General features: G+C 66.0%; 1 protein-coding gene. It reads left to right on the top strand.

Annotated elements, in window-relative coordinates:
• Window positions 1-385 precede the first annotated feature (385 nt).
• Window positions 386-1,648: an IS110 family RNA-guided transposase gene (locus tag F3087_RS45650; RefSeq protein WP_150408138.1), complete on the top strand. Its 1,263-nt coding sequence runs from the start codon at window positions 386-388 to the stop codon at window positions 1,646-1,648.
• Window positions 1,649-1,677 lie beyond the last annotated feature (29 nt).

Below are 1,677 nucleotides of genomic sequence, written 5' to 3'. Positions count from 1 at the left end.
CGGCGCAATCGACGCGAGTGCCGCTCAGAACATCCGCTACTTAACTGCGAAGGATTGATCTCGCCACCGCGATCCCTGAACGTCCGAGGGGCCTGAGCCCTCGCAGAAGACCGCGGACAACCGGTGGTGCGACGGCGGCCGGATCCCGATGCCACGGTGTGTCTTCCGCGGTCCGGCCGCCGTTATCGGTTGGGATAGCTCGTGGTTCGAGCCCGCTCCCACGGCTGGACGCCCGCTTCAACGCGAGAGCCTTCGAGCTCTGATGCAGACCGGCGCCGTGGGGGTCGCTGGGATCGCGAACAGCTCATCGGAGGCCAGCCCACAGAGGCTTGTAAGTAGGGCGCTGCGCGTTCTCGCTCGGGTTCTGACCAGCGCAAACCCTTGCCTGATGGAGGACGAATTGGACCACTACTGCGGTATCGACTGGGCCGAGGGCCATCACGACATCGCGATCATCGACGCCGGCGGCAAATTGGTCACCAAGAAGCGGATCGGCGATGACCCTGGGGGTTTCGCCGCGCTGACCCAACTTCTCATCGATGCCGGAGACACTGCCGAGGATCCGATCCCGGTCGCGATCGAGACTCCCCGTGGCCTGTTGGTTGCCACGATCCGGGCCTCTGGTCGCCCGGTGTTCGCGATCAACCCGATGGCGGTGGCCCGCTACCGCGAACGCCACACCCTGGCCAGGGCCAAATCCGACCACGCCGACGCCATGACTTTGGCCAACATTCTGCGGGTCGACGCTCATCTGCACCGCGCGCTTCCCGCCGATTCCGAACTCGCCCAAGCGATCTCGGTGCTGGCCCGCGCCCAGCAGGATGGTATCTGGCGGCGCACCAAAGCCGGAAACGAACTGCGTTCGCTGCTGCGCGAGTACTACCCCGCGTTCCTGGAAACCTTCAGCGCCCGCTCGGCCACCAACCTCGCCGAACCCGAGGCCCGCGCGGTCCTCGCGGTCGCGCCGACCCCAGCGGCGGCCGCGAAGCTGACCAAATCTCGCGTCGCCGCAGCACTGCGCCGGGCCGGACGTCAGCGCGGCGTCGACGGACTCGCCGCGCAGATCATCGAGAGGCTTCGCGCACCGCAACTGCGACAACCGCTCATGGTCGAAACGGCGATGGGTCGCCAGGCACTGGCCCTGCTCGCCATGCTCAACGCGGCCTGCGACGGCGCTCGCGACCTGGAACAAGCGGCCTCCGAGCTGTTTCGCACCCACCCGGACTACGCCATCATCACCAGCTTTCCGGGCTTGGCCGACTCAACCGGGGCCCGGGTACTTGCCGAGCTCGGCGATGATCGCCGACGCTTCGCTGACGCTCGAGCGCTGAAGTCCTACGCTGGGTCCGCGCCGGTCACCCGGGCATCGGGCAAGACCATTTCGATCAGCTATCGCCGGATCAAGAACGACCGTCTAGCGGCGGTCGGCTGGGTCTGGGCCGCGGTGATGGTGATGAATCCTGGTCCAGCTCAACAGCATTACCGTCAGCGTCGTCAACATGGTGACCGTCACGCCCCGGCGGTCCGGCATCTGTTCAACAAGATGCTCGGCCAGCTCTATCACTGCCTGCAGACGGGCCAGGTCTACGACCCGGCAAAAGCTTTCGGACACCCCGCCACTAAGCCTGAAACATCTGCCGCAGCTTGACAGTTAGCACGATCGGAGGTCTTCTGCCG

Source organism: Nocardia colli (genome assembly GCF_008704205.1).
GTDB classification, from domain to species: Bacteria; Actinomycetota; Actinomycetes; order Mycobacteriales; family Mycobacteriaceae; genus Nocardia; species Nocardia colli.
Note: the sequence above shows the minus strand (reverse complement) of the source record. Positions and strands in the feature narration are given on the sequence as shown.